The 21,907-nt window shown below is 75.1% G+C and carries 22 protein-coding genes; 11 read left to right on the top strand and 11 right to left on the bottom strand.

The annotated features are described in order from the left end of the window. Positions 1-4: 4 nt before the first annotated feature. Genes WCD74_RS15785 through WCD74_RS15745 form a run of 9 tightly spaced genes read left to right on the top strand, consistent with a single transcriptional unit; the run spans position 5 to position 8,538 of the window. Entirely contained in the window at positions 5-895 is an 891-nt protein-coding gene (locus WCD74_RS15785) for an NADH-quinone oxidoreductase subunit H (protein WP_337695816.1), read from the top strand. Next, positions 892-1,377 (top strand): NADH-quinone oxidoreductase subunit J, encoded by a 486-nt coding sequence (locus WCD74_RS15780; RefSeq protein WP_337695815.1) that lies wholly within the window; start codon positions 892-894, stop codon positions 1,375-1,377. Before WCD74_RS15785 ends, WCD74_RS15780 begins: the two co-directional genes overlap by 4 nt. Beyond that, positions 1,374-1,688, top strand: coding sequence for an NADH-quinone oxidoreductase subunit K (locus tag WCD74_RS15775; protein WP_337695814.1), 315 nt, complete (start codon positions 1,374-1,376; stop codon positions 1,686-1,688). The genes WCD74_RS15780 and WCD74_RS15775 overlap by 4 nt, the downstream gene beginning before the upstream one ends. Beyond that, the gene (locus WCD74_RS15770; RefSeq protein WP_337695813.1) at positions 1,685-3,556 is read left to right on the top strand and encodes a proton-conducting transporter transmembrane domain-containing protein; all 1,872 of its coding nucleotides are present in this window, start codon (positions 1,685-1,687) and stop codon (positions 3,554-3,556) included. The genes WCD74_RS15775 and WCD74_RS15770 overlap by 4 nt, the downstream gene beginning before the upstream one ends. A gap of 1 nt (position 3,557) precedes the next feature. Then, positions 3,558-5,132 (top strand): complex I subunit 4 family protein, encoded by a 1,575-nt coding sequence (locus WCD74_RS15765; RefSeq protein WP_337695812.1) that lies wholly within the window; start codon positions 3,558-3,560, stop codon positions 5,130-5,132. Continuing rightward, on the top strand, positions 5,129-6,520 hold the full coding sequence (locus tag WCD74_RS15760) for an NADH-quinone oxidoreductase subunit N (RefSeq protein ID WP_337695811.1): 1,392 nt from the start codon (positions 5,129-5,131) through the stop codon (positions 6,518-6,520). Before WCD74_RS15765 ends, WCD74_RS15760 begins: the two co-directional genes overlap by 4 nt. Before the next feature lie 10 nt (positions 6,521-6,530). Then, positions 6,531-7,532, top strand: coding sequence for an aminotransferase class V-fold PLP-dependent enzyme (locus WCD74_RS15755; protein ID WP_337695810.1), 1,002 nt, complete (start codon positions 6,531-6,533; stop codon positions 7,530-7,532). Next, positions 7,529-8,239, top strand: a complete 711-nt coding sequence (locus WCD74_RS15750) for a TetR/AcrR family transcriptional regulator (RefSeq protein WP_337695809.1) — start codon at positions 7,529-7,531, stop codon at positions 8,237-8,239. The genes WCD74_RS15755 and WCD74_RS15750 overlap by 4 nt, the downstream gene beginning before the upstream one ends. Then, a complete protein-coding gene (locus tag WCD74_RS15745; RefSeq protein WP_337695808.1) occupies positions 8,236-8,538 on the top strand; it encodes a hypothetical protein in 303 nt (100 codons plus the stop codon). Before WCD74_RS15750 ends, WCD74_RS15745 begins: the two co-directional genes overlap by 4 nt. Here the strand turns inward: WCD74_RS15745 and WCD74_RS15740 are convergent. The 3 genes from WCD74_RS15740 to WCD74_RS15730 are packed head-to-tail and all read right to left on the bottom strand — an operon-like array spanning position 8,524 to position 11,839. After that, positions 8,524-9,975 carry a glucose-6-phosphate dehydrogenase gene (locus WCD74_RS15740; RefSeq protein ID WP_337695807.1) on the bottom strand — a complete coding sequence of 484 codons (1,452 nt, stop codon included), beginning with the start codon at positions 9,973-9,975 and terminating at the stop codon, positions 8,524-8,526. The two genes, WCD74_RS15745 and WCD74_RS15740, sit on opposite strands and share 15 nt — an antisense overlap. Beyond that, a complete protein-coding gene (locus WCD74_RS15735; protein WP_337695806.1) occupies positions 9,972-10,367 on the bottom strand; it encodes an ACT domain-containing protein in 396 nt (131 codons plus the stop codon). The genes WCD74_RS15740 and WCD74_RS15735 overlap by 4 nt, the downstream gene beginning before the upstream one ends. Further along, positions 10,364-11,839: an MFS transporter gene (locus WCD74_RS15730; protein ID WP_337695805.1), complete on the bottom strand. Its 1,476-nt coding sequence runs from the start codon at positions 11,837-11,839 to the stop codon at positions 10,364-10,366. The genes WCD74_RS15735 and WCD74_RS15730 overlap by 4 nt, the downstream gene beginning before the upstream one ends. A gap of 28 nt (positions 11,840-11,867) precedes the next feature. On the opposite strand from WCD74_RS15730, the gene WCD74_RS15725 reads away from it, so the two are divergent. Continuing rightward, positions 11,868-12,581 (top strand): M50 family metallopeptidase, encoded by a 714-nt coding sequence (locus WCD74_RS15725; RefSeq protein ID WP_337695804.1) that lies wholly within the window; start codon positions 11,868-11,870, stop codon positions 12,579-12,581. Here WCD74_RS15725 and WCD74_RS15720 read toward each other — a convergent pair. Continuing rightward, a complete protein-coding gene (locus tag WCD74_RS15720) occupies positions 12,573-13,277 on the bottom strand; it encodes a (2Fe-2S)-binding protein (protein WP_337695803.1) in 705 nt (234 codons plus the stop codon). The two genes, WCD74_RS15725 and WCD74_RS15720, sit on opposite strands and share 9 nt — an antisense overlap. Before the next feature lie 60 nt (positions 13,278-13,337). Between WCD74_RS15720 and WCD74_RS15715 the strand changes: the two genes are divergently transcribed. Further along, positions 13,338-14,933, top strand: coding sequence for a hypothetical protein (locus WCD74_RS15715; protein WP_337695802.1), 1,596 nt, complete (start codon positions 13,338-13,340; stop codon positions 14,931-14,933). A 27-nt stretch (positions 14,934-14,960) separates the two neighbouring features. On the opposite strand, the gene WCD74_RS15710 is transcribed toward WCD74_RS15715, so the two are convergent. The 7 genes from WCD74_RS15710 to WCD74_RS15680 form a co-directional block, all read right to left on the bottom strand. Next, positions 14,961-15,719 carry an urease accessory protein UreD gene (locus tag WCD74_RS15710; RefSeq protein WP_337695801.1) on the bottom strand — a complete coding sequence of 253 codons (759 nt, stop codon included), beginning with the start codon at positions 15,717-15,719 and terminating at the stop codon, positions 14,961-14,963. Next, positions 15,716-16,381 carry an urease accessory protein UreG gene (ureG, locus tag WCD74_RS15705; RefSeq protein WP_337695800.1) on the bottom strand — a complete coding sequence of 222 codons (666 nt, stop codon included), beginning with the start codon at positions 16,379-16,381 and terminating at the stop codon, positions 15,716-15,718. The genes WCD74_RS15710 and ureG overlap by 4 nt, the downstream gene beginning before the upstream one ends. Continuing rightward, positions 16,371-17,183, bottom strand: coding sequence for an urease accessory protein UreF (locus tag WCD74_RS15700; RefSeq protein ID WP_337695799.1), 813 nt, complete (start codon positions 17,181-17,183; stop codon positions 16,371-16,373). Before WCD74_RS15700 ends, ureG begins: the two co-directional genes overlap by 11 nt. Positions 17,184-17,294: 111 nt before the next feature. Next, positions 17,295-17,768, bottom strand: a complete 474-nt coding sequence (locus WCD74_RS15695) for a methylated-DNA--[protein]-cysteine S-methyltransferase (protein ID WP_337695798.1) — start codon at positions 17,766-17,768, stop codon at positions 17,295-17,297. An 85-nt stretch (positions 17,769-17,853) separates the two neighbouring features. Continuing rightward, positions 17,854-19,911 carry an urease subunit alpha gene (locus WCD74_RS15690; RefSeq protein WP_337695797.1) on the bottom strand — a complete coding sequence of 686 codons (2,058 nt, stop codon included), beginning with the start codon at positions 19,909-19,911 and terminating at the stop codon, positions 17,854-17,856. Beyond that, on the bottom strand, positions 19,908-20,210 hold the full coding sequence (locus WCD74_RS15685) for an urease subunit gamma (protein WP_286055161.1): 303 nt from the start codon (positions 20,208-20,210) through the stop codon (positions 19,908-19,910). Before WCD74_RS15685 ends, WCD74_RS15690 begins: the two co-directional genes overlap by 4 nt. 31 nt (positions 20,211-20,241) lie before the next feature. Further along, positions 20,242-21,888: a purine-cytosine permease family protein gene (locus WCD74_RS15680; RefSeq protein WP_337695796.1), complete on the bottom strand. Its 1,647-nt coding sequence runs from the start codon at positions 21,886-21,888 to the stop codon at positions 20,242-20,244. Positions 21,889-21,907: the final 19 nt, after the last annotated feature.

The raw sequence follows: 21,907 nt of genomic DNA, 5'->3' as shown, positions 1-21,907 counted from the left end.
GGTCGTGCTCGCCCCGGCGCTGGTCCTCGTCGCCGGACTCGCCGCCGTCGTCGGGTCCGCAGTGGCGGGCGACGGACCGGCCACTCCCCTCGTCGAGACCGCCCGGTTGCTGCGCACGCAACGTCGTCGCACGCCCGCCGACGACCCCGCGCTCGCCCGGACCGGCCTCACCGTGCTGCCGGTCGCCGCGGTCCTCGCCCTCGCCGTCGTCCCGCTCGGCGACGCGGCCCCGGTCGACCTCGACGTCGGCATCGTCTGGTTCAACGCCATGGAGGTGCTGGCCTGGTTCGCGGTGTGGGTCGCCGGGTGGGGACCGAACGCCGTCACGAGTCTCGCCGGCGGCTACCGGATGCTGCCGCTCGGCCTGGCCTACGAGCTGCCGCACATGCTCGCGATCATCACTCCCGCGATCGCCGCCGGGTCGCTCTCCCCCGGGGCCGTCGCCGCCGCCCAGCACGACCTCTGGTACGCCGTGTGGATGCCGGTGGCCTTCCTGCTCTACCTGCTGTCGGTCGCGGCGATGGCGTTCTGGGGCCCGTTCGCCGCGCCGCTCGGGCGCGACCTCGCGGGTGGCGCCGCCGCCGAGCACGCCGGGCTCGACCGGCTCCTGCTCCACGCCGGCCGGTGGATGCTCCTCGTCGCCGGCGCGGCCATGGCCGTGCCGCTCTTCCTCGGCGGCGGCGCTCCCCCGCCGATCACCGGTCCGGACCCGTTCCCGGGCCTGCCCGCGCTGTGGTTCGCGGTCAAGCTCGTCGTCGTGCTCGGCCTGCTCCTGGTGCTGCGCCGCGCGGTGCCCGTGCTGCGGATGGCCCGCTTCGCCACCCTCGCCTGGACGGTGCTCATCCCGCTCGCCGTCGCCCAGGCCCTCGTCGTCACCCTCGTGGTGCTCGCGTGATCGTCCTGGTCGCGGCCCTGGGCGCCGTCGCCGTCGTCACCGGGCTGCTGGTGTTCACCGTGGACTCGATGGCCCGCGCGACGTTCCTGCTGCTGGCGTCGTTCGTCGCGGTGGCGGTCGTCCTGATCGGCTTCGGGCTGGGCTACCTCGGGACGGTCGTGATCCTCATGATGACCGTCGAGATGATGATCATGGTGGTCTTCATGGTCATGCTGATGATGAACCCGGCCGGGCTGATGCCGATGAGCATGGTCCACCACCGCGCCGGCTCCTGGGCGATCGCGCTGGTCGTGTTCGGGGTCCTGACGGCGGGTGCCTGGCTCGTCCCCTTCCCGACGGCGGGCCCTCCCGCTCCCGCCGACCCCACGGTCGCCCTCGGCGACGCCCTCATGGGTCCGTGGATGCCGACGATGATGGTGCTGGGCCTGGCCCTGCTCGCGACGATCGTCGGGACGACCGCGGTGGCGGTGAGCCGGAGATGACGGCGGAGCTCGTCCTGCGGATCGCGCTGACCGTCGCCGCCGCGCTGGTCGCCACCGGCCTGTACGGAGCGCTGTCCCAGCAGTCGATCGTCATGATCATGATGGGCCTGGAGCTCGTGGTGAACGGCCTCATCCTCGGCGCCGGCGCGTTCTGGTGGGCCGGGGGCGGTGCCGTCGAGGCGAGCGTGCTCGTCGTGGTCCTGGTGACCGTGATGGCCGTGGAGATGGCGCTGGGTTTCGCGGTCGCGCTCGCGCTCTACCGGGCGCGCCAGGTCGACCTCACCGACGACGCCGCGGAGCTCGCCGGATGACCCTGCTGCTCGCGCTGCTGCTCGCCGTCCCGGTCCTCGCGGGCCTGGTGCTGCTCACGGCGTTCCCCCGCGCCACGGGCGCGCCCGTGGTGGCCGCCGGGCTGGTCGCGGCCGTGGTGTCGGTGGTGGTCGCGGTCGAGCTCGCCACGGGGGTCGGCACCCGCGCGACGCCGATGCTCGTCGTCCCCCTGCTCGGGCCCCTCACCTTCACCTACGCCGTCGACGGCCTCGCCGCGGTCCTCGTCGTCACCGTCACCGTGATCGGCGCCCTCGTGCTCCTGGCCGCGTCCGGGGAGCAGCGGCTGCGGCGGGGTCGCTTCGTCGGGATGGTGCTCGTCTTCCTGGGCGCCATGCTCGCGACCGTCACCGCCGCGACGCTCCCGGCCCTGCTCGCGCCCTGGGAGGTCATGGGCGCCGCGAGCTGGGCCCTGATCGCCTTCGACCGCCGCGACCCCGCGGTCGGGCCCGCCGCCGGACGCGCCTTCCTGACGACGAGGACGACCGACCTCGGCCTCTACGTCGCCACCGGCGCCGCCCTCGCCGCCGGGGTGCCCGGGCTCGGCCTCGGGGCCCTGGCGGCGGGTGACCCGGCCTGGCACGGCCTGATCGCGGCCGGGCTGGTGCTCGCCGCCCTGGGCAAGTCCGCGCAGCTGCCGTTCTCCGCCTGGCTCTCCGGCGCGATGCTGGGCCCGAGCCCGGTCTCGGCGCTGCTGCACTCGGCGACGATGGTCGCGGCGGGCGCTGTGCTGCTCCTGCGCGCCGGGCCGCTGCTCGCCGCGACCGGCTGGGCGGCGACGCTCGTGGCCTGGGTCGGCGCGCTGACCGCGGTGGTCCTGGGCCTGGTCGCCGCGTGCCAGCGGGACCTCAAGCAGCTGCTCGCCGCGTCGACCTGCGCACAGGTGGGGCTCATGGTGCTCGGCGCGGGTGTCGGGGCGAGCGCCGGGGCGGCGGGCCTGCTGGTCGCGCACGCGGCCGTGAAGGCGCTGCTGTTCCTGGCGGCCGGCGGGTGGCTGGCCGTGCTGCGGACGCGCGCGCTGCCGGCGCTGCGCGGCGCGGCCCGCCGTCATCCGGGGATCGGGGTGCCGTTCACGGTCGGGGCGGTCGCCCTGGCGGGGATCCCGCCGCTGTCGCTGTGGTGGACCAAGGACGCGGTGCTCGTGGGGATCCCGTTCGGCGAGGGCGGGCTGACGGTCGCGGGCCTGCTGGCCACCGCGCTCTCGGCCGTCGGCGCGACCCGGGCCGCGTGGTTCCTGTGGCGGCCGGTGCGCTCGCCGTCGATCCGCCGCGGCGCGGAGCAGCAGACCCGGCGGCACGTCCCGCTCGCGATCACCGTCGCCGTCGGCGTGCTGGTGGTGCCCGCGGTCGCGCTCGGCGGGGTCGCGGTGGCCGTCGGGCTGGTCCCGCGCGCGGACGCGGGCGAGCTGGTGACGACGGGGGTCGTCGTCGTGCTCGCCGCGGCCGCGACCTGGGTGCTGCACAGCCGGCCGGTGCGGGTGCGGTCGGCGCTGTGGGGTCGGGCCGCCCGGGTCGGCCGGGGGTGGCTGGGGCTCGCCGTGGTGACCGGACCCGCCGTCGGGACCCCCGTGACGACCCTCGCGCGGTGGGTCGAGCGGGCCGACGCGTCGCTGGCCCGGGCCCTGCCCCGGGCGGCCGCGGCCGTCCCCGCGCTCGCCCGCGGCGTCGAGCGGCGCGGCGACCGGCCGATCGTCGTCGCCCTCGCCCGGTTCGCGGCCGGTGTCCGGTGGCTCGGGGACCTCGCGCGCCGGCCGCAGACCGGGCAGCAGCACCAGTACTACGCGCAGGGGGTGATCGCGATCGGGACGCTGGGGGCACTGGCCGCCGTCGTGGTGTGGGCGGGGGTGCGCTGAGGTGCTGACCGCGATGTGGGTGGCCCCGCTGGCCGTGGCGCTGCTGCTCGTGCCCGTGACCCGACGGGAGGTGCTGCTGGGCGGGTGGGTCGGGCTCGCGGTGCTCGAGGTCGTGCTGGCGGTCCTCGCGTGGTCCTCGGTGGTGCCGGGCGGCTACGCCCACGAGGTGTCCGTGCCCTGGATCCCGGCGTTCGGGGTCGGCTACCACCTCGGGCTCGACGGGATCTCCGCCCCGCTGGTGGCCATGACGACGCTGGTGTTCCTCGCCGTCGCCCTGTGGTCGCTGCGCCGCGACCCGGCGGCGGACCGCGACGCCGACGAGCGCCGCGCCCGGGCCTACGTGCTGCTGTTCCTGGGGCTCGAGGCGGTGTCGATCGGGGTGTTCACCGCCCTGGACCTCGTGCTGTTCTTCGTGTTCTTCGACGTGTCGATCGTGCTCATGTACTTCGTGATCGCCGGATGGGGATCGGGGGAACGGGGTCGGTCCGCCCTGCAGTTCTTCCTCTACACCTTCGTCGGGTCGCTCGTGATGCTCCTCGGCTTCCTGTCGCTGGCCGTGGCGGCCGGCGGGGCGAGCGGAGCGACGGGGGATCGGGTCGGCATCACCTTCGACATCCCGGCCCTCGCCGCGGCCGATCCGCTCGCCGGCCGCGGGGTGGCCGGGATGCTGACGCTGGCCGCGATCGGGATCGGGCTGGCGATCAAGACCCCGGTGTGGCCGCTGCACACCTGGCTCCCACCCGCCCACACCGACGCCCCCGCGGCCGGGTCCGCGGTGCTCGCGGCGGTCCTGCTGAAGATGGGCACGTACGGCTTCGTGCGGATCGCGCTGCCGCTCCTGCCGGGGCCGTGGCGTGCCGCGGCGCTCGTCGCCGTGGTGCTCGGGGTGGTCTCGGTGCTGTGGGGTGCGCTGCTGGCGCTGGCCCAGCGCGACCTCAAGCGCCTGGTCGCCTACACCTCGGTGAACCACATGGGCTACGTGCTGCTGGCCCTCGGCGCCGCCGGGTACGCGAGCGCCGGGTCGGAGGCACGGGTCCTCGCGGTCACGGGCGCGACCGTGCAGATGGTGAGCCACGGCGTCGTCACCGGGGCCCTGTTCCTGCTGGCGGGGACGCTGCGGGACCGGGGCGGGACGTCGGTGGTCGCGGCCTGGTCCGGGCTGGCCGGACCCATGCCCCGGTTCTCCTGGACCCTCGCCGTCGCCGCGTTCGCGTCGCTGGGGCTGCCCGGCCTCTCCGGGTTCGTGGCGGAGTTCTCGATGCTGGCCGGGTCCCTGCCCGCGGTCCCGGTCGCGACGATCCTGGCGGCGCTCGGCCTCGCCGTCACCGCGGGGCTGTTCGTCCGCGCGCTGCAGTCGATGCTGCTCGGCGACCGCCACCTCCCCGCCGCCGCGGACCGGCCGCCGGCCCGTACCGGGATGTTCCGCCGCCCCGGCTCGCCGGACCTGCGCGTCGGGGAGACCGCCGCGGTCGGGCTCCTGCTCGCGGCCTCGCTGGCGATCGGGATCGCGCCGGCGCTGGTCACGTCCACGATCGCGCCGGCGGCGGCGACCGTGGTGGACCTGGTGTCGCGGTGAGCGGGCACGACCTGCTCGCCCTCGCCCCGGAGGCGGTCCTCGCGCTGGGTGCGGTACTCGGCCTCGCGGTCGGGACGTGGCTGCCGCCGGGCCGCGAGGGCGCGGTGCGCGGACTCGGTGTCCTGGCCGCGCTGGCCGCCGGGGTCGTGGCCGTGGTGGCCCCGGTCGCCGGGCCGGCATTCGGCGGCACGGTCACGGTGGACGCCGCCACCACGGCGGTCCGGGTGATCGTGGCGGGTGCGGTCGTGGTGACGCTGGTCCTCGCGGGCGACCCGTCCGCGACCGGCGGCGCCCCGGGCCGGCGTGCCCCTAGGACCGGCCGCACCGACACCGCCTTCGCGGTCCTGCTGCAGCTCTCCGCGGTGGGAGCGATGGTGCTGGGCGGCGCCACCGACCTGCTGCTGCTGGCGTCGGCGGTCCTGCTCGCGGGCCTGCCGCTGGCCGCGCTCGCCGGCCTCGCCCGCGACGGGCTCGCCGCCGAGGCGGCCCTGAAGTACTTCCTGTCCTCGGCGCTGTTCGGCCTGCTCGCCCTGGCCGGCACGACGGTGCTGCTCGGCCTGGCCGGCACGACCACCTACCCCGCCCTGGCCGGCCTCACCGGGCCCGGACCCGCCGTCGGGACCGTCCTCGTGCTCGCCGGGCTGCTCATGACCGCCGGTGCCGTCCCCGCGCACTTCTGGGTGCCGGACGCGGTCGACGGCACCTCCCCCGCCACGGGCGCGGTGCTCACCACCACCGCGAAGGTCGGCGCCCTGGTCGCGCTCGGGCGGCTGGCGGTCGCGCTGCCCGGCGTCCCGGTACCGCTGCTGCTCGCGGTCGTCGCGGTGGCCTCGATGACGCTGGGCAACCTCGCCGCGTTCGCGCAGACCTCGCTGCGGCGGCTGCTCGCGTACTCGACGGTCTCGCAGGTCGGGTACCTCCTGGTGCCGCTCGCGGTCGTCCGCGACACCGCGACGGCGGCACCGGCCCTGCTGGGGTACCTCGCGGCCTACGTCGTCACCAACCTCGCGGTGTTCGCGGTGCTCGCCGCGCGGCCGGAGGCCCTGGAGATCGGCGACCAGCGGGGCCTCGCCCGCCGGCACCCCGCGCTGGCGGTGGCGCTCGCCGTGGGGTTGCTCGGGCTGGTCGGGACCCCGCCGACGGTGGTCTTCGCGGGCAAGCTCGCGGCGTTCACCGCGGCCCTCGACGGCGGGGCCGCGTGGCTCGCGGTCGTGGCCGTCGCGAACTCCGTCGCGAGCCTCTTCTACTACCTGCGCTGGATCGCACCGGTGTTCTCGGCGGGCGACCCCGTGCTGCGCGACCCGGTGGCGCCGCGCGCCCGGGCGGTGGCGGTGGTGCTCGCCGCGGCGTCGCTCGTGGGGAGTGTCGGAGCGGTGTTGCTGGTCTAGCGTCGCGGGCATGATCACCGCCTTCGGCGCCGAGTTCGACGTCGGGCCCGGCTACCTCAACAGCCCGTCGGTGGGCGTCCCGCCGCGCCACGTCGTCGAGGCCGTCCGCACCTGGGTCGACGACTGGGCCGCCGGCGGCATCTCGGCGCCGGCCATGGACGAGCCGGTCGACCTCTCCCGCGCGGCGTTCGCCGCCCTGACCGGGGTCCCGACGACGAGCGTGGCCGTGGGCTCGGTCGTGTCCGGCCTGCTCGCGCCGGTCGCCGCGTCGTTCCGGCCCGGCACCCGCGTGCTCACGGCGGCCCAGGAGTTCACCAGCGTCAGCTTCCCGTTCGCGGCCGCCGGCCACGAGGTCACCGAGGCCCCGGTCGCGGAGGTGGCGGAGCGGGCGGACGACCACGACGTCGTCGCGGTCAGCGTCGCGCAGTCCGCGGACGGGGCCCTGGTCGACCTGGAGGGGCTCCGCACGACCGGCGCCGTCGTCGTCCTGGACGCGACGCAGTCGCTCGGCTGGCTCCCGGTGGACCTCACGTGGGCCGACGTCGTGGTCGCGGGCGGCTACAAGTGGCTGCTCTCGCCGCGCGGGTGCGCGTGGGGCGCGTTCTCGGAGCGGGCGCTCGAGCGGGTCACCCCGAGCGCCGCCGGGTGGTACGCCGGCGAGGACCGGTGGAGCTCGGTGTACGGGCTGCCGCTGCGCCTGGCCGGGAGCGCGCGCCGGCTCGACGTCTCGCCGGCCTGGATGTCCTTCACGGGCGCCGCGGTCGCCCTGCCGTGGCTCGCCGGGCTCGACCGGGCCGCCGTCCACGCGCACGACGTCGGACTCGCCCGGCGGGTCCGGACGGAGCTGGGGCTCCCCGAGACCGGCTCCGCGATCGTCTCGATCCCCGGCGACCCCCAGCGGCTGCTCGACGCCGGCGTACGGTGCGCGGCCCGTGCCGGCGCGACCCGGGTCGGCTTCCACCTGCACAACACCGACGCCGACGTCGACCTGGTGCTGGACGCCCTGACGTGACCCGCCGTCGGGAGCCGGTGCAGGAACGCTCACGCGCGACCGTCGAGGGGATCCTCGCCGCCGCCCGGACCGTCCTCGCCGCACGCGGCTACCCCGGCGCGAGCACCAACCGGATCGCCGAGGCGGCCGGCGTCGGGCCCGGGACGCTGTACCGGTACTTCCCCGACAAGGACGCGATCGTCGACCGGGTGGTGGCCGACGTGTCCGACGAGATGGAGTCCCGGGTCCTGCAGGCGTTCCTCGCCAGCCTGCGCGCCGAGGACACCGTGCGGGCGAACCTCGAGGCCCTGCTCGACGCACTGTCGGCGGACGCCGCGCTCCTGCGCACCCTGGCCGAACACGTCCCGGGCACGCTCGAGGCCCGCCGCGCGGGCTTCGCGCGGCGGGTGGACCAGATGCTCGCCGGCGTGCTGCTCACCGAGCACGGGAACGGCGACCGCCCGGTCCCCGCGATGGCGTGGATGCTCGTCCGGACCGTCGAGCACGTCACCGTCCGCTGGGTGGTCGAGGCCCCGGACATCCCCCGCGCGACGCTGCTCGACGAGCTGACCGCCATGATCGGCGGCTACCTGGCGCCGGGGTTGAGCCACCGTGCGGCTCCTCACGAGCCCCCGCCCGACGAGGGACGTGGCAGGCATGGTGGGAGCGACTCCCCGACCACCCCGGAGGTGCCGTGCTCCCCCGACACCGCCACGGACACGCCGTGACCACCCTGCTTCTGCGGGCCCGCTCGACCGTCCTGCGCCGCCGCCGCGCCGGCCGCTACGCCGAGCTGTCCGACGCCGCCGTCAACGTCGTCACCAACGGGTTGACGACGCTGGCCGTGGACCGGACGCCCTGCCCGCTGCGCGACGAGGCGACCGCGCTCGCCCACCGGATCCTCGACGACGACCACCCGGAGGACTCGTCCCTCTGGCCGCCGCCGGGCCCGGACCTGCCGGTGACCAACTGGGCCCAGCTGGTCCGGCGCGCACCGACCACCGAGCCGTCCTCAGCGGTCGCCTAGGGCCCAGCCCCTCGGCTCCGCCAGGCGCAGCGCGGCGTCCGGTCCCCAGGAGCCGGGCGCGTACGACTCGATCGACGTCGACCCGTTGAGTGCGGCCCCGGCCGCGTGCCAGACCTCCTCGAGCCCGTCGGGTCGCGTGAACAGCGAGCGGTCCCCGATCAGGATGTCGTGGATCAGCCGGACGTAGGGCGGCAGCGGGTCGCCGCCGTCGACCTCGTGCAGGTTGATCTCGGTCCACGCCGTCTCGAGGGCCGACTGGCTCCCCGGCACCTCGATGTTCATCGACAGCGCGAGGCGGCCGTCGCCGGAGAGGTCGAAGCAGAGCACGTTGCCGCGCGACGGGATCTCGGCGCCGGCCCCCGAGGTGCCGGTGGGGTGGTACGGCCCGTCGTCGGGATCGCGCATGACGAGCGTGACCTTCTGGTGGCTCTCGGCCATCTTCTTGCCGGTCCGCATGAGGAACGGGACGTCGCGCCAGCGCTCGGTGTCGACGAACATCCGCGCGGCGACGAAGGTCTCGGTGTCCGAGTCGTCGGCGACGTCGTCGATGTCGCGGTAGCCGTCGAACTGGCCGCGCACCACGTCCTCGGCCCGCAGCGGCACGAAGGCCTTGACCGCGTCGGCCCGCGCCTGGGCGACGTCGTCGGAGGCCAGGCTGCGCGGCGGCTCCATCGCCACCTCGGCGGCCACCTGGAACAGGTGGGTGACCAGCATGTCGAGCACGGCGCCGGTCTCGTCGTAGAACTCGGCGCGGTCGGCGACGTCGAGCGTCTCGGGGACGTCGATCTGGACGGACTCGACGTGGTGGCGGTCCCAGCTCGAGCCGAACAGGCCGTTGGCGAAGCGCACCGCCCGCAGCTGCTGCGTCGCCTCCTTGCCGAGGAAGTGGTCGATCCGGTAGATCGCGGACTCGTCGAAGACGCGGTGCACGGCCTGGTCGAGCGAGTGGAAGCTCTCCAGCGAGGTGCCGAACGGCTTCTCGTAGACCACGCGCGAGCGCTCGGCCAGACCGTGGGCGCCGAGGGCGTTCGTGGTCGGCTCGAAGGCGGTCGGCGGGACCCCCAGGTAGTGCACCCGCTGGACCGACGACGGGTCGCCGTCCCCCAGCTCCTGCTCGGCGGCCGCGACCGTGTCGACGAGCTGGCCGGGGTCGTCCACCGAGAAGCCGTTGCTGGCGAAGCGCAGGCGCGCTGCGAACTCCTCCCAGGGCCCCTCCTCGGGCTTCGGCCCGAACTCGGTCAGCTTGTCGTGCACGTGCGCGCGGAAGTCGTCGTCGGAGAGCTCACGGCGGCCGCTGCCGATCAGCTGCCACGCGGGGGGCAGCAGACCCTCCTGCGCCAGGCGGTAGAACGCGGGCAGCACGAGCCGGGCCGCGAGGTCACCGCTGGCGCCGAACAGCACGAACACGGTGGGCGGGGTGTCTCCGGGGTCGGTCACGATCCAGAGCTTCCCCGGCTCCCGCCGGCTGACACTCCCGCCAGGACCGCCATGGCGTCGTCCCGGCGCTCCCACGGCACGAACAGGTGGTCGTGGTGGAAGCCGCTGACCGGATTGACGCTGATGCCGGCCCCGGCGAGGGCCGCGCACACCACGGCGAGGAAGCCGACCGCGGCCAGCGACGACGCCACCTCGAGGGTGATCCAGGCGCACTCGTACTCGGCGCCCTTCGGCCCGGGCCAGGGCACGACGGCCGTGCGGCCCTCGTCCTCGGCGACGACGACGACCGCCTCGGCCAGCACCGGCCCGTCGTCGGGAAGGACCGTGAAGACGTACCTCCCCTCCCGCAGCCGGGGCGACATGCCCGCGAGCAGCGCCGGGAGCTCCGTCACGCCTCCGATCCCCGTCGCTCCGCTCGCCCGACCGGATCCGGGGCCGGCTCCGAGACCCCGCAGTGCGAGCACTCGTGCACCTGGAACCGGGGGGACGGGCGCAGGAGCAGCACGGTCACGACGGCGGCCGCGAGCAGCAGGCAGGCGGCGATGACGACGGCGCGGTGGTAGCCCGCGGAGAAGGCGACCGGGTTCGTGTAGTCGGCGCCGGCGATGCCTGCGGCGGCCGGGATCACGGCGACCGCGAGCAGGTTCGCGGCGCGGGCGACCGCGTTGTTGACCCCGGAGGCGATGCCGGCGTGGCGGTCGTCGGCGGCGTCGAGGACGGTCGCCGTCAGCGGGGCGACCGTCGCGGACAGGCCCAGCGCGAAGAGCACCACCGCGGGCAGGACGTCGGTCCAGTACGACGCCCCCTCCCCGACCCGCAGGAGCAGCAGCATCCCGCCCGCGGCGACGACCAGGCCCGCCGTCATCGGGATGCGGGGTCCGATCCGGGTGGCGAGGCGGCCGGCGCGCGCGGAGAGCAGCAGCATGACGACGGTGATCGGCAGCGTGGACAGGCCTGCTGCCAGCGGGGAGAACCCGGCCACGACCTGCAGCTGCAGCACCAGCAGGACGAACAGGACGCCGAGCGCCGCGTACATCAGCAGGGTCACGCCGTTGAGCGCCGAGAAGCGGGGGTTGGCGAACAGGTCGGGCGGCACGAGCGGCGAGCGCGACCGGCGTTCCACCAGCACGAACGCGACGAGCGCGACCACGCCGGCCACCCCCGTCGTCACGACCGCGACCGACGCCCCGGCCTCCCCCGCCTCGGTCAGCGCCCAGGTCACCGCACCCAGCCCGAGCAGGGCCAGCACGGTGCCGGGCACGTCGAGGTGCTTGACCGCGGCCGGGTCGCGCGACTCGGGCACGTGGCGCAGCGCGGCGACCAGGACGACGGCGGCCAGCGGCAGGTTGATCAGGAACACCGCGCGCCAGTTCCACTCGACGAGCCAGCCGCCGACGAACGGCCCGACCGCCCCGGCCACCCCGGCCAGCCCGGACCAGGCGCCGATCGCGGCCGCGCGGTCCTCGCCGTGGAAGGACGCCGAGATCAGCGCGAGCGAGCCCGGCGTCAGGAGGGCCCCGCCGATGCCCTGCAGCGCCCGGGCCGCGATCAGGACCTCGATCGAGGGCGCGAACCCGCACAGCGCCGAGGCGAGGGCGAACCAGACGACGCCGACCAGGAAGATCCGGCGCCGGCCGAAGCGGTCGCCCAGCGAACCACCGAGCAGGATGAACCCGGCGAGGGTCAGCGTGTAGGCGTTGATCGTCCACTGCAGGCCCGCGAACTCGGCGCCGAAGTCCGAGCCGATGCGCTCGAGCGCGACGTTGACCACCGTCGAGTCGAGCATCGCCAGACCCGACCCCAGCACCGTCGTCACCAGCACCCAGCGGCCCGCCGCGGTGCCCGTACGCAACTCGGTCGACACAGGTCACCACGCTACGGTCACCGGCACTGTGCTCGAACCACTCGGTGACCTCACCTCGGACCAGACCCAGGTCGCGCTGGTCGTCTGCGCCGGCCTGGTCGCGCTGCTCGTGATCGCGTTCGACACGACGTGGCGGGTGGCCCGGTCGGTCGTGACGATCGCGCACGAGGGCGGCCACGCGCTCGTCGCGATCGCCACCGGGCGACAGATGACCCGGATCCGGCTGCACTCGGACACGTCGGGGGTGACGCTGTCCAAGGGCCGCCCGACCGGCGCGGGAATGGCGGCGACGGCCTTTGCCGGCTACGCGACGCCGCCGTTGCTGGGGCTCGGCGCGGCCGCGCTGGTCGCGGGCGGGGCGGTCCCGACGATGCTGGGGCTGACGATCATGGTCCTGCTCGGCACCCTGGTGCTGATCCGCAACGTCTTCGGGGTCGTCTCGGTGGTGCTCACGGGGGCCGTGGTCGGCCTGGTGATCGCCTACGGCTCGGTGACCACGCAGTACGCCTTCGCCTGCTTCGTGACGTGGTTCCTGATCGTGGGCGGGCTGAGGACGGTGCAGGAGATGTCGCGGAAACGCTCGCGGCTGCAGCGCCGCGGCGCCCCGACGTCGGACCCGGACCAGGTCGAGCACCTGACCGGGGTGCCGGCAGGGGCGGTCATCGCGCTCTACGCCCTGATCGGGCTGATCGCCCTGATCCTGGCCGCGAACCTGCTGCTGTCCTGGCCGCCCCTACCCTGAGGCGAGCACGCAGTCGCCGCAGGTCCCGCCGCCGGGCACCTGGTAGAAGAGGCAGCAGGTGCGGCGGGCGAAGCCGATGCCGGTGGGGTGGGCGGGCTCGGGCCGGAACTCCCCCAGCCCGGCCAGCGGCGGGGTCGCGACGACGGCCCGCGCGACGGCGGTGGCCCGGGCGGCCCCGGCCGGGCGGTCGGCGAGGATCATCCGCAGCGCCCCGCCGACCGAGGACGCGACGTTGCCCCGCAGCACCTGGTCGGAGACCGACGCCTGCGTCCGGATCGCGTCGAGGACCGGGCGCAGGGTGCGGTCGATCTCGGCGGTGGCGGAGGCGGCGAGGTCGTCGTGCTCGAGGGACTCGGGCGTCTCGAGCCACAGGGGTGCGGGGCCGCCGGACCAGGGCCGCCAGTGCAGGCGGTCGTGCAGGCGCGGGACGACGCCGTGCAGGGCGGCCGCGCCGAGCACCAGGCCGGTGATCCGGGCGGAGACCGAGAGGCCCAGCAGCGAGCCCGCGACGCGCCGCGAGGCGTTCAGCTGACCGGCGATCTGGTCGATCCGGGCGTCCAGGACCTCGCCCGTGAACTCCGGCAGCGGCCGCCACGACGGGTCGGCGCCCTCGGCCGGGCCGGTGGCGAGGACGAAGAAGCCCCCCAGGGTGTCGACGTCGGCGAGGGCGGCCCCGGCGGTGGTGGTCGCAGCCATGGGCCCATCGTCCCCGACCGCGTGCGGGAGGGTGTCGGACCCGTTCGTTAGGTTCGACGCATGCTGGAGTCCGGTCTGCGCTTCGCCTTCGCGTTCCTGCCGGCGGGCGTGGCCGTCGTCGTCGGCCTCGTCATCGCCGTGCAGCGCCGTCGCGTGCAGCCCGAGGTCTCCACTCCCGCCGTCTGGGGCCTGGTGCTCCAGCTGCTCGCGATCCTCGCGGCGGCGTCGATCAACGTCGTGCCGTCGGCGATCGTGTCCGGCGGCGGGGACCCGCAGACCGCCCTGACGATCTCCTCGGTGATCTCGCTGGCGGTGGCGGCGCTGACGGTGATCTCGTGGGTGCTCATCCTGACGGCGCTGTTCCGGCGGCTGCCGTCGCAGCAGCAGGCCGCGGAGGCACCGACCACGGCGGTGCCCGCGGCGGCGGGCGGGCTGGCCGCGCCGGCGGCGGCATCCTCCGGGGAGCCCTTCGCCGACGACGCCCCGACCGGGCGGCACGCCCTGCTCGACGAGCACGGCCAGCAGGTGGTGGCCCAGGAGGGCGTGCGCCTGTCCGGGCCGCGTGCCGCGGCGGCCGCGGGCGGGGCCGCCGCCGTCGGTGGGGCCGCCGTGGCCGGGGCCGGACTGCTGTCGGCCCCGCACGGCTCCGGGCCGTTCGCGGCCGCGCCCAGCTCCGGGCCCGTCGCCGCGCCGCCCGACGCGGCGGGGCCCACCGAGGACCTGCCCACCGAGGCCGTGCCGGTGGTCGGCCCGGGGCCCGCGGCGCCCGCCGACCCCGGTCCTGCCGGGGTGGACGAGGGCGCCGTCGGGGGCACGCCGACCGCGGCCACCGCGGACCCGGGGAGCCCGGAGGGCGCCGACGAGCCCGACGCCGCGGAGCAGGCGGACTCGGCGGACCAGGCGGAGCCAGCCGACCCGGGGCCGAGCGGTATCGACGAGGCGGCCGTGGGCGGGACCCCGGTGGCGCCGGGTTCCCGGGACGAGGGGGACGAGGCGGACGAGGCGGACGGCACCGACGGCGCCGACGACACCGACTCCGACGACACCGACTCCGACGACACCGACTCCGACGACACCGACGTCACCCCGCTGCCCGCCCGCGCCGCCGCGACGACGCCGAGCCCGCGCCCGTCCCCCGCCGAGCCGGCCGACACGGATGACGTCCAGGAGCAGCTGGCCGACCTCGACGAGGCCGACGACGTCGACGAGGCCGCGGTCGGCGGCACCCCGACGACCGCCGAGGCCGCCGACGCCTCGCCCGCGGCGGCCGTCGGGCCGCGGTCGGACGACGGGGACGAGGGACCGGACGACTCCGATGCCGACGACCACGGTGCCGACGACCGCTCCGACCACCCCGCGCCCGCCAGCCACCCGGGCCTCGCGCCGATGATCCGCACGCCCGCTCCGCCCGAGGAGCAGCGGGAGGAGCAGCAGCCGGCGTCCGCGCGCGGAGCGGATCTCTTCAGCCCGGCCGGCGCTGCTCCGGCCGCGGACGTGGCGGACGAGGCCGTGGGCGGTACCCCGGCGACGGCTCGCACTCCACGGGTGGAGCGGTCGCGCACCCCCGTCGCGGGCTGGTTCGAGCCGGTGACCGACAGCGGCGGCGAGGGCTTCGGCGCCACGGACGAGCCGTCCGAGGAGCGTCGCGGGTCCTGACGCCCGGAAGCCCCGCCGAGAGGGCGCTCATCCGTCCGGCGCGCCCGACGCCGGACCCACCAGCGCCCTCTCGTCGTCCCGGGCCAGCGCCCGCCCGACCCCACGCACCGTCCCGACCGCCGTGAGCAGTGACCCGGGACCTGCCAACGGGCTGCGTGCCCAGACCACGCCGTCCTCCGCGCCGGCGTCCTCCCCGTCCGGGTCGTCGCCCACGAGCAGGACCGTCCCGACCGACCGCGCTCCCCCGGTCCCGCCGATGCCGGTGAGCGCGGGGTCGGCGCCGTCGAGGACGGTCGTCGTCGCGAGCAGGGGCGCGCCGTCGACCACCACGTCCAGTGCGGACGAGCACCGTCCACCCCGCTGACCGGCCCGGCCCAGGACCACCTGCTCCACCACCCGCGCCCGCGCCGAGCCCGCGAGGTCGACCCGGACCGACGACGACCACGCCGCCCCGTCGCACACCACCGTCGGTTCGGGGCGCCAGACGAGCTCCCCGCCGTCGGCGACCCGCAGGTCGACCGCGAACGCCGCCTCCGCGCCCGCCTCCCGGCCGGGCTGCACGACGGTCGCCGCCGCCGTGTGCACGGTCAGCCGCTCGCCCGGACCCACCTCGACCACCAGCCGCAGCCGGTCACCGCCGAGCGGACCGCCGCCCACCGCGACCACGTGCACCTGGCGCGGCCCGGTCCGCCGCAGCACGACCGGGGGCGCCGAGGCCCAGGTGAGACGGCCGTCGACGACGGACACCCGCGCGCACGCGACCACCTCCGTCGTCGGGACCCTCACGCAGGGACCCGGACCTGGGCGCGCACCCAGTCCACGACCTCCGGGATCGGTGCGGTCCGGACGCTCACCAACGCGGTCGGCCTGCCGTCGCGGACCGCCGCGGCATCGCGGGCCATCCGCTCGGTGTCGGCGCCCACGAGCGGGCCGAGGTCGACCTTGTTGATCACCAGGAGGTCGGCCCCCGCGACCCCGGGGCCGCCCTTGCGGGGGACGTCGTCGCCGCCCGCGGTGTCGATGACGAAGATCTGGCGGTCGACCAGCCCGTAGCTGAAGGTGGCCGTGAGGTTGTCGCCGCCGGACTCGACGAGCACCAGGTCGGGGTCGAAGCGCTCGACCAGGTCCTCGACCGCGTCGAGGTTGGCCGTGACGTCGTCGCGGATGGCGGTGTGCGGGCAGCAGCCGGTCCGTACGGCGACGATGCGCTCGGGGTCGAGGACGGCCTCGCGGCGCAGGAAGTCGGCGTCCTCGGTGGTGTAGATGTCATTCGTGACGACCGCGACGTCCATCTCGTCGCGCAGCACCCGGCACAGGGCCGAGACCAGGGCCGTCTTGCCGCAGCCGACGGGTCCGCCGATCCCGATCCGCACCGCATGCCCGGGCTTCGGGTGGTCGTGGTCGTGCGCGCCGCCGTTGAGGTCGAGTTCGTCGAGTCTATGAAGCAAAGAGGGCTCCCTCGGATCGGGCGTGCAGGACCGCCAGCACCTCCGGTACCGGCGTGGTCACGGTGGGCAGGAGGTCGGGGGCGTGCGCGTCGGCGGCGGTGGTGCCCGCGTCGGCGGCCTTCCCGACGACGGGTCCGTGGCCGGCCAGGGCGCGGGCGTGCACCCCCGCGAGGGCGAGCGGGTCGAGGCCGAGGAGCCGGACGGCGGCGGAGCACACCTGACCGGCGAGGTGGTGCAGGGCGAGGGCGGCCGCGTCCTCCGGGGTGCCGCCGGCGGTGTGGGTGGCGACGCCGAGGACCAGCGCCTGGTGCGGCCGCGTCCCGAGCCCCGCGACCGCGGCGTGCGGCCACGCCACGCGGACCGTCCGCAGCATCGCCCGCCCCTGTTGCCGCGACACCTCGCGCAGTGCGGCCACGGGAGTTCGCGCCGAGACCGCGGCGTCCCACGGCGCCCAGTCGACGTCGTCCCGGTCGAGCGAAGGGCCCGTTCGCTCGATAGAGCCGGCGGTGGGCGCCCCTCGCCAGGTGGCCGCGGCGCCACCGGGTTCCGGCGAAGGGCGCCCCTGGCCCGCTAGTTCGACCGAGGGGGCCCTTCGCTCCACACGGGTGACGAGCGCGCACGCCGCCGCAGCCGCAGCCGCCGTCACGAGACCTGCCGTCGGTAGCCGTCCGGCGAGCCAGGCGGCGACGTCGTCGGGACCGGTGACCAGGCCCCGCCGCACGGCCGCCTCGATCCCGCCGGAGTGCGCGTGCCCGCCGGTCGGCAGCCGCGAGTCGGCGAGCAGCCAGAGCTCCGGGGACACGCGGTCACCGTAGTCCGGTCCTGTTACAGGCGATCGCGTCGAGCGTCGCCCAGCTCGTGTGGCGACACGCCCATCAGAAGCGTCGACACGCCACACAAGTCCGTGGCCCGCTCAGCCGAACAGCGTCGGCACTCCGGCGCCCTCGAGGTCCAGCAGGGCGCGCTTGCGCTCCGTCCCGCCGCCGTAGCCGGTGAGCGAGCCGTTAGTCCCGATCACGCGGTGGCACGGCACGACGATGCTCACCGGGTTCTTCCCGTTCGCCAACCCCACAGCCCGCACGGCAGTCGGCTGCCCGATCGCGACCGCGAGCTCCGCGTAGGTCCACGTCGCGCCGTAGGGGATGTCGCGCAGCGCCGCCCACACCCGCGACTGGAACGGCGTGCCCCGCAGCGCCACCTCGACGGTGAACTCCCGCAGCGACCCGTCGAAGTAGGCCGCCAGCTCCTCGCGCGCGGCGGGCACGGCGTCGTCGACCCGCTCCCCCAGCGCCTCGACCGCCGGACCGTGCCGGTGCTCGGTCATGTACAGCCCCGACAGCACCCCGTCGTCCGCCCGCACCGTGAGCGGCCCGAGCGGGCTGTCCATGATCGAGTGGGAGACGTGGCCTCCGGCCCCGTGAGCACTTCCGGCGGTCATAGCCACCGAAAGTACTCACGAGGCCGAAGGCCACCTAGAAGAGGAAGTACCGCTGCGCCATCGGGAGCTCGCGCACCGGGTCCGGGTCGACCACGTCGCCGTCGATCCGCACGGTGAAGGTGTCCGGGTCGACGGCGATGTCCGGGGTCGCGGCGTTCTGCGGCATGTCCGCCTTGGCCACCTCGCGGGTGGAGCGCACGGGCACGAAGCGGCGCGCCACGTCCACGTCGGGCGGGGACACCCCCGGCGCGGTGAAGAAGACCGAGGTCGCGGCGGGCGACGAGCCGTAGGCCCCGAACATGGGGCGGGAGAGCTCGGGCTGCGGGGTCGGGATCGAGGCGTTCGCGTCGCCCATCCGGCCGCACGCGATCACGCCGCCCTTGACCACGACTTGCGGCCGCACCCCGAAGAACGCCGGGTCCCACAGCACGAGGTCGGCGAGCTTCCCGACCTCCACCGACCCCACCTCGCCGTCCAACCCGTGCGCCACGGCCGGGCAGATCGTGTACTTGGCGACGTAGCGCCGGGCCCGCTCGTTGTCGTCGCCGGTCGCCGACACCCCCGACTGCCCCGTCACCCGGCGCCGGGCCGCGTGCGCGGTCTGCCAGGTCCGGAGCACGACCTCGCCGACCCGCCCCATCGCCTGCGAGTCCGAACCGATCATCGAGATCGCGCCCAGGTCGTGCAGCAGGTCCTCGGCCGCGATCGTCGAGGCCCGGATGCGCGACTCGGCGAACGCCAGGTCCTCCGGGATCGACGGCGAGAGGTGGTGGCAGACCATGAGCATGTCGAGGTGCTCGTCGACGGTGTTCACGGTGTGCGGGCGGGTCGGGTTCGTCGACGACGGGAGCACGTGCGGCTGCCCGGCGACGGTGATGATGTCCGGCGCGTGCCCGCCCCCGGCGCCCTCGGTGTGGTACGCGTGGATCGAGCGGCCCGCGATCGCCGCGAGCGTCGAGTCGACGTAGCCGGCCTCGTTCAGGGTGTCGGTGTGCAGCGCGACCTGCACCCCGGTCTCGTCGGCCACCCGCAGCGCGGCGTCGATCGCGGCCGGGGTCGCCCCCCAGTCCTCGTGCACCTTGAAGCCCGACGCGCCGGCGAGCACCTGCTCGTGCAGGGCCTCGTGCCCGACGGTGTTGCCCTTGCCGAGCAGGGAGACGTTCATCGGCACGCCGTCGAGCGCCTCGAACATGCGCGCCAGCCACCACGAGCCCGGCGTCACCGTGGTCGCCTTCGTCCCCTCGGCCGGTCCGGTGCCGCCGCCGATCCAGGTCGTGACGCCGGAGCCGAGGGCCTCGGGGATCTGCTGCGGGCTGATGAGGTGGACGTGGCAGTCGACCGCCCCCGCCGTCAGGATGAGGCCGTTCCCGGCGAGGATCTCCGTGGACGGACCGATGACGAGCTCGGGAGCGACGCCGTCCATGGTGTCGGGGTTGCCGGCCTTGCCGAGCCCGACGATGCGGCCGTCGCGCACGCCGACGTCGGCCTTGACCACGCCCCAGTGGTCGAGGACCAGGGCGCCCGTGATCACCAGGTCGGCCGTGCCGTCCGCGCGGGACGTCCGCGCCTGCCCCATCGACTCGCGGATGACCTTCCCGCCGCCGAACACGGCCTCGTCCCCGCCCCGCGGCCCGCGCGAGCGGTCCTCCTCGACGCGGATCGTCAGGTCGGTGTCGGCGAGGCGCACGCGGTCGCCCGTCGTCGGGCCGAAGAGCGCGGCGTAGCGGTCGCGGCCGACGCTCCACCCGCTGCCAGCTGTTCCCGACGACGAGCCGGCCGGGTCGGGCACGTCGAGGCGCCCGCCGGGGAACGACCCGGCACCGCCCAGGGTGACCAGGTCCACGTCCTTCTCGACGCCGGGTTCGAAGCGCACCGACGTCCCGGCCTGGATCGCGAGCCGCATGCCGGTCGCGGCGTCCCGGTCGAACGCCAGCGCCGGGTTCGTCGACGCGAAGTGCATGTGCGAGCCGACCTGCACCGGCCGGTCGCCGGTGTTCGTCACGGAGATCGTGACGACGGGCGCGCCCTCCCCGGCGACGATGTCGCCGTCGCCGGGGAACACGGCTCCGGGGCCGTTGTCCGTCCCGCTCACTGGATCGGCTCGTGCACGGTGACGAGCTTCGTCCCGTCCGGGAACGTCGCCTCCACCGCGACGCTGGGCAGCATCTCCGGGATGCCCTCCATGACGTCGTCACGGGTGAGCACGTGCTGCCCGTCCGCCATGAGGTCCGCGACGCTGCGGCCGTCGCGGGCGCCCTCGAGGATCCAGGAGCTGAGCAGGGCGACCGCCTCCGGGTGGTTGAGCCTCAACCCGCGGGCGCGCCGCTCCCGCGCGAGGTTCGCCGCCACGTGCAGCAGCAGTTTCTCCTGTTCGTGCGGGGACAGCAGCACCCCGGCTCCTCTCGGTGGACGTGCGGGGAGGCTACTGCGGGGCCGCCGGCAGGACGTGCGCGCCGCTGCGGTCGGTGGACAGGCACAGCGAGCAGACGTGCCCGGTGCCGGTGCCCGACGCCGTCATGTCGGGCCGCTCGAAGTCCTGCCCGCAGACGACGCAGTGCAGCGTCTCCCCGGACGGGTTGCCGTGTTCGTCGTGCATCGGCGCCGCGATCCCGTCGTCGGTGCGGCGCAGGTAGTACTTCCCGCGCGTGGCCAGGGCCAGGACCGGCGGCAGGACGAACGCGAGCACGATCGCCACGAGCGGCGAGTACGAGGCCAGCGTGTCCCCGAGCGCCCCGAAGAACGCGAGGATCGAGACGCCGGCCGCGATGAGCATCGACCCGAACCCGACGGGGTTGACGTCGTAGAGCATGCCGCGGCGGAACTCCGGCTGCTTCGGCGAGATGCCCAGCAGGTACTTGTTGATCGCGATGTCCGAGGCGACCACGACGACCCACGCCATGCCGCAGTTCGCGTAGAAGCCCAGGATCGTGTTCAGGAAGTCGAACATGTTCGCTTCCATGAGGATCAGCGCGATCACGAGGTTGACCCCGAGGAACACGAGCCGTCCCGGGTAGTGCTTGGTCACCCGCGTGTACGAGTTCGTCCAGGCCAGCGAGCCGGAGTACGCGTTCGTCACGTTGATCTTGATCTGGCTGATGACGACGAGGATCACGGCCAGGGTGAGCGCGAGCCAGGCCGGCATGATGTTCGTGTAGATCTCGAGGAACTGCCGGACCGGCTCGTTCGCGAAGTCCGAGGCGCCCGCGACGTTCGCGAGCAGGTACACCGCGAGGAAGAGCCCGACGACCTGCTTCGCGGCCCCGAAGATCACCCAGCCCGGGCCCGCCAGCACCGTCGCGGCCCACCAGCGGCGCGAGTTCTCGGGCGTCTTCGGCGGCATGAAGCGCAGGTAGTCGATCTGCTCGGCGATCTGCGCGATCAGCGAGAGACACACGCCCGCGGCGAGCATCACCGACCCGAGGCTCGGCGTCCCCTGACCCTCCTCACCCTGGTAGGCGAAGAACGCGGACACCGATTCCGGGTGGCTGACCAGCAGGTACACGAACGGCAGGACCATCAGCACCAGCCACAGCGGCGTCGTCCAGAGCTGCAGCTTCGAGAGCAGGCTCATCCCGTAGACCACGAGCGGGAAGATGACGATCGTCGAGGCCGCGTAGCCGATCCACAGCGGGATGCCGAGGCCGAGCTCGAGGCCCTGCGCCATGATCGAGCCCTCGAGCGCGAAGAAGATGAACGTGAACGTCGCGAAGATGACGTTCGTGACGACGGACCCGTAGTAGCCGAAGCCGCTGCCGCGGGTGATGAGGTCGAGGTCGAGGTTGTAGCGGGCGGCGTAGAAGGCCAGCGGGAAGCCGGACAGGAAGATCACGACGGCGAACACCGCGATCCCCCACAGGGCGTTCACCGTGCCGTAGGAGATGCCGATGTTGGCGCCGATGGCGAAGTCGGCGAGGTAGGCGATGCCGCCGAGGGCGGAGGTCGCGACGACGCCGGTCGACCACTTCCGGTAGCTGCGCGGGGCGAAGCGGAGGGTGTAGTCCTCGAGCGTCTCGTTGGCCTTCGTGACCGGCGCGGCCTCCGCCGGCCCGGCCTGCACGTCCTGCGACACCCGCACCACCCCTTCCGTC

It is taken from the genome of Actinomycetospora aurantiaca, assembly GCF_037401875.1.
Taxonomy (GTDB): Bacteria; Actinomycetota; Actinomycetes; order Mycobacteriales; family Pseudonocardiaceae; genus Actinomycetospora; species Actinomycetospora aurantiaca.
Note: the sequence above shows the minus strand (reverse complement) of the source record. Positions and strands in the feature narration are given on the sequence as shown.